General features: G+C 63.5%; 1 protein-coding gene. It reads left to right on the top strand.

Features of this window, described 5'->3' with window-relative positions; genetic code table 11:
• Positions 1–8 precede the first annotated feature (8 nt).
• Positions 9–155, top strand: a complete 147-nt coding sequence (locus R0J88_RS19825) for a hypothetical protein (RefSeq protein ID WP_410900850.1) — start codon at positions 9–11, stop codon at positions 153–155.
• Positions 156–277 lie beyond the last annotated feature (122 nt).

Raw genomic sequence — 277 nt, 5'->3', positions numbered from 1 at the left:
AGGAAGGCATGAAGGAAGGGCAGAAGCTGGCATACAGCGGCCGTCCGGCTTCGGCCTCGCCGGCGGTTGGCTACTACGCGAAGCACTACGAGCAGCAGAAGGCACTGATCGAAGGTGCGTTCGGCCGCCTGAAGAGCGCATCGATCGCGAAATAACCGACGGAAGCGAAACGGGAAGGCGCGCGGCGCTTTCCCGTCTCTTTTGGCCCGCCGGGCGCGTCGCGCGCCGCTCCGGCCGAAGGAATCGCACGAACCTCGTCATTACCCAGATTAAGCAT

The sequence above is a fragment of the Pseudoalteromonas sp. SIMBA_162 genome, assembly GCF_046535955.1.
In the GTDB taxonomy this organism is placed as follows: domain Bacteria; phylum Pseudomonadota; class Gammaproteobacteria; order Enterobacterales; family Alteromonadaceae; genus Pseudoalteromonas; species Pseudoalteromonas marina.
Note: the sequence above shows the minus strand (reverse complement) of the source record. Positions and strands in the feature narration are given on the sequence as shown.

Coding starts and splice junctions, on each gene's coding strand:
- R0J88_RS19825 (WP_410900850.1), top strand. CDS start 9: ATGAAGGAAGGGCAGAAGCTGGCATACAGCGGCCGTCCGGCTTCGGCC.